Origin of the sequence: Aeromonas sp. s7(2024) (assembly GCF_040907825.1) — a bacterium.
Taxonomy (GTDB): Bacteria; Pseudomonadota; Gammaproteobacteria; order Enterobacterales; family Aeromonadaceae; genus Aeromonas; species Aeromonas veronii.
Genome location: NZ_JBFOCM010000029.1, coordinates 1 through 4,379 on the forward strand (window position 1 = coordinate 1; position 4,379 = coordinate 4,379).

Below are 4,379 nucleotides of genomic sequence, written 5' to 3' on the forward strand. Positions count from 1 at the left end.
GGAGTGACGGGCACTGGCTGGCAATGTCTAGCAACGGCAGGCATTTCGGCTGAGGGTAAAAGAACTTTCCGCTAAGCGATAGACTGTATGTAAACACAGTATTGCAAGGACGCGGAACATGCCTCATGTGGCGGCCAGGACGGCCAGCCGGGATCGGGATACTGGTCGTTACCAGAGCCACCGACCCGAGCAAACCCTTCTCTATCAGATCGTTGACGAGTATTACCCGGCATTCGCTGCGCTTATGGCAGAGCAGGGAAAGGAATTGCCGGGCTATGTGCAACGGGAATTTGAAGAATTTCTCCAATGCGGGCGGCTGGAGCATGGCTTTCTACGGGTTCGCTGCGAGTCTTGCCACGCCGAGCACCTGGTCGCTTTCAGCTGTAAGCGTCGCGGTTTCTGCCCGAGCTGTGGGGCGCGGCGGATGGCCGAAAGTGCCGCCTTGCTGGTTGATGAAGTACTGCCTGAACAACCCATGCGTCAGTGGGTGTTGAGCTTCCCGTTTCAGCTGCGTTTCCTGTTTGCCAGCCGGCCCGAGATCATGGGGTGGGTGCTGGGCATCGTTTACCGCGTCATTGCCACGCACCTGGTCAAGAAAGCGGGCCATACCCACCAAGTGGCCAAGACGGGCGCGGTCACCCTGATCCAGCGTTTTGGATCGGCGCTCAATCTGAATGTTCACTTCCACATGCTGTTTCTCGACGGTGTGTATGTCGAGCAATCCCACGGCTCAGCGCGTTTCCGCTGGGTCAAGGCGCCGACCAGCCCAGAGCTCACCCAGCTGACGCACACCATCGCCCACCGGGTGGGTCGCTATCTGGAACGGCAAGGCCTGCTGGAACGGGATGTCGAAAACAGCTATCTGGCCTCGGATGCGGTGGATGACGACCCGATGACACCCCTGCTGGGGCACTCGATCACTTACCGTATCGCTGTCGGTTCACAGGCGGGGCGAAAGGTGTTCACTTTGCAAACTCTGCCGACCAGTGGTGATCCGTTCGGTGACGGGATTGGCAAGGTAGCCGGGTCCAGCCTGCACGCCGGCGTGGCGGCCAGGGCCGATGAACGCAAGAAGCTCGAACGGCTGTGCCGGTACATCAGCCGCCCGGCGGTATCCGAGAAGCGGCTGTCGTTAACACGAGGCGGCAACGTGCGCTACCAGCTCAAGACGCCGTACCGGGACGGCACCACGCACGTCATTTTCGAACCATTGGATTTCATTGCAAGGCTGGCCGCCCTGGTACCGAAGCCCAGAGTCAACCTAACCCGCTTCCACGGGGTGTTCGCACCCAACAGTCGGCACCGGGCGTTGGTCACGCCGGCAAAACGGGGCAGGGGCAACAAGGTCAGGGTGGCTGATGAACCGGCAACACCAGCACAACGGCGAGCGTCGATGACATGGGCGCAACGGCTCAAGCGTGTTTTCAATATCGACATCGAGACCTGCAGCGGCTGCGGCGGCGCCATGAAAGTCATCGCCTGCATTGAAGACCCTATAGTGATCAAGCAGATCCTTGATCACCTGAAGCACAAAGCCGAAACCAGCGGGACCAGGGCGTTACCCGAAAGCCGGGCGCCACCGGCTGAGCTGCTCCTGGGTCTGTTTGACTGACGAGCCTGAAGGCCAACGATACCAATCAAAATGCTGCGTTCACAGCGCCGCGGCAGGGATCCGCCGTGCTGGTTGTCGGAAAAGGAGCCGCTAGTGGGAAAGAGGAGGGTAAATTTTCAGCGTTGCTGGCTCCCCGTCAGCCGGATTGGGTTGCATCGCAGGGGTGTCGAAAGAGTCAACTGCGGTCCAAAGCTGTTGGACTTGGGTGAAAAGGGCGTTTATTCTTCCTATACGTGCCGCGTTCCAGGCGGCGACTATGAGGGCTATGTCGATGCCCATGTGCGCCGGCTGGAGGCGCTACGCCGGGCCGGTATCGTCGAGCGGATCGACGCCGACCAATGGCGCATCCCCAATGATCTGGTCAGCCGTGCCGCCGCCCATGACGCCGGCCGAGACAGTCAGGCCAGCGTTCGCGTCCTTTCCCCGGTCGATCTGAACAAACAGATCGGATCGGACGGCGCGACCTGGCTGGACCGGCGGCTGATCCACGGCGAGACGGCCGACCTTGCGCCAACCGGCTTCGGGCAACAAGTCCGCGAAGCCATGGACCAGCGCCGCGAGCACCATATCGAACAGGGCGACGCCACCCGCAGCCGGGACAGCCGCGTCTTCTACCGGCGCAACCTTCTCGCCATCCTGCGGGAGCGCGAGGTAGCCGGCGTCGGATCGGATATGGCTTTGAGTAAGGGCCTGCCGTTCCGCGCCGCCACGGACGGCGAGAGCGTCAGCGGCAAGTTTACCGGAACCGTGCATCTATCGAGCGGCAAGTTCGCCGTGGTCGAGAAATCCCATGAGTTCACCCTTGTCCCGTGGCGGCCGATCATCGACCGCCAACTCGGCCGCGAGGTTATGGGCATCGTGCAGGGCGGGTCGGTGTCGTGGCAGTTAGGGCGGCAGAGGGGGCTGGAACGCTGAGTGCGCCCATGCCGCATTGCGAAGCAAAAGATAATCGGATAAAATGTAGCAATTCATATTCGTAAGCGTGGAGTAATCAGATGGGAAATTCCAAGTCAGCAGACAAGTAAGCCGCAACAACCAGTATTGTTGTTGCGGCGCTCTGTAAGGCTAGTCTCATCTGATTGCTGACGAGCAGACGTCGCCCGGTATTCCTTAATCGAGGGTTGATTCGTCATGACCACCACACGCCCCGCGTGGGCCTATACGCTGCCGGCAGCACTGCTGCTGATGGCTCCTTTCGACATCCTCGCTTCACTGGCGATGGATATTTATCTCCCTGTCGTTCCAGCGATGCCCGGCATCCTGAACACGACGCCCGCTATGATCCAACTCACGTTGAGCCTCTATATGGTGATGCTCGGCGTGGGCCAGGTGATTTTTGGTCCGCTCTCAGACAGAATCGGGCGACGGCCAATTCTACTTGCGGGCGCAACGGCTTTCGTCATTGCGTCTCTGGGAGCAGCTTGGTCTTCAACTGCACCGGCCTTTGTCGCTTTCCGTCTACTTCAAGCAGTGGGCGCGTCGGCCATGCTGGTGGCGACGTTCGCGACGGTTCGCGACGTTTATGCCAACCGTCCTGAGGGTGTCGTCATCTACGGCCTTTTCAGTTCGATGCTGGCGTTCGTGCCTGCGCTCGGCCCTATCGCCGGAACATTGATCGGCGAGTTCTTGGGATGGCAGGCGATATTCATTACTTTGGCTATACTGGCGATGCTCGCACTCCTAAATGCGGGTTTCAGGTGGCACGAAACCCGCCCTCTGGATCAAGTCAAGACGCGCCGATCTGTCTTGCCGATCTTCGCGAGTCCGGCTTTTTGGGTTTACACTGTCGGCTTTAGCGCCGGTATGGGCACCTACTTCGTCTTCTTCTCGACGGCTCCCCGTGTGCTCATAGGCCAAGCGGAATATTCCGAGATCGGATTCAGCTTTGCCTTCGCCACTGTCGCGCTTGTAATGATCGTGACAACCCGTTTCGCGAAGTCCTTTGTCGCCAGATGGGGCATCGCAGGATGCGTGGCGCGTGGGATGGCGTTGCTTGTTTGCGGAGCGGTCCTGTTGGGGATCGGCGAACTTTACGGCTCGCCGTCATTCCTCACCTTCATCCTACCGATGTGGGTTGTCGCGGTCGGTATTGTCTTCACGGTGTCCGTTACCGCGAACGGCGCTTTGGCAGAGTTCGACGACATCGCGGGATCAGCGGTCGCGTTCTACTTCTGCGTTCAAAGCCTGATAGTCAGCATTGTCGGGACATTGGCGGTGGCACTTTTAAACGGTGACACAGCGTGGCCCGTGATCTGTTACGCCACGGCGATGGCGGTACTGGTTTCGTTGGGGCTGGTGCTCCTTCGGCTCCGTGGGGCTGCCACCGAGAAGTCGCCAGTCGTCTAACCGACGACTGGTAGCAGGCCCGCTCCGATGCGGCGCACTAACCATCGAAACCTCGTGAATGTCGGTATCCTGTCTGGCAGGATACCGCTCATTTCCCTTGTTCAGTTCATCGCCGTCGCCGAGCATCTGAATTTTCGGCATGCGGCCAAGGCACTTGGTATCAGCCAGTCGAGCGTCAGCGCGCGTGTGAAAGCGCTGGAGGATAACCTTGGTGTCCTGCTATTTGAGCGCCATGCGCGGGGCGTTCGGCTAACAGACGCAGGCAGGCACTTCATGGAGCGTGTCACGGCGGGTGTCGATCAACTCGATCACGCAGTGAAGACCGCGGAGTGACGGGCACTGGCTGGCAATGTCTAGCAACGGCAGGCATTTCGGCTGAGGGTAAAAGAACTTTCCGCTAAGCGATAGACTGTATGTAAAC

At 59.6% G+C, this 4,379-nt stretch carries 4 protein-coding genes; all 4 read left to right on the forward strand.

What is annotated here, in order from left to right; genetic code table 11:
- Nucleotides 1-118: 118 nt before the first annotated feature.
- Nucleotides 119-1,612, forward strand: a complete 1,494-nt coding sequence (locus AB5Y73_RS13380; protein WP_001120888.1) for an IS91-like element ISVsa3 family transposase — start codon at nt 119-121, stop codon at nt 1,610-1,612.
- 30 nt (nt 1,613-1,642) lie between these two features.
- The gene (locus tag AB5Y73_RS13385; RefSeq protein ID WP_021598067.1) at nt 1,643-2,527 is read left to right on the forward strand and encodes a DUF3363 domain-containing protein; all 885 of its coding nucleotides are present in this window, start codon (nt 1,643-1,645) and stop codon (nt 2,525-2,527) included.
- A gap of 216 nt (nt 2,528-2,743) precedes the next feature.
- Nucleotides 2,744-3,958: a chloramphenicol/florfenicol efflux MFS transporter FloR gene (floR, locus tag AB5Y73_RS13390; RefSeq protein WP_023300759.1), complete on the forward strand. Its 1,215-nt coding sequence runs from the start codon at nt 2,744-2,746 to the stop codon at nt 3,956-3,958.
- Between the two features lie 27 nt (nt 3,959-3,985).
- Nucleotides 3,986-4,291, forward strand: a complete 306-nt coding sequence (locus AB5Y73_RS13395) for a LysR family transcriptional regulator (protein ID WP_001255015.1) — start codon at nt 3,986-3,988, stop codon at nt 4,289-4,291.
- Nucleotides 4,292-4,379 lie beyond the last annotated feature (88 nt).

What these genes read in the sequence shown, in the direction of transcription:
- AB5Y73_RS13380 (WP_001120888.1), top strand. Translation starts at nt 119, where the DNA reads ATGCCTCATGTGGCGGCCAGGACGGCCAGCCGGGATCGGGATACTGGT.
- AB5Y73_RS13385 (WP_021598067.1), top strand. Translation starts at nt 1,643, where the DNA reads ATGCTGCGTTCACAGCGCCGCGGCAGGGATCCGCCGTGCTGGTTGTCG.
- floR (WP_023300759.1), top strand. Translation starts at nt 2,744, where the DNA reads ATGACCACCACACGCCCCGCGTGGGCCTATACGCTGCCGGCAGCACTG.
- AB5Y73_RS13395 (WP_001255015.1), top strand. Translation starts at nt 3,986, where the DNA reads ATGCGGCGCACTAACCATCGAAACCTCGTGAATGTCGGTATCCTGTCT.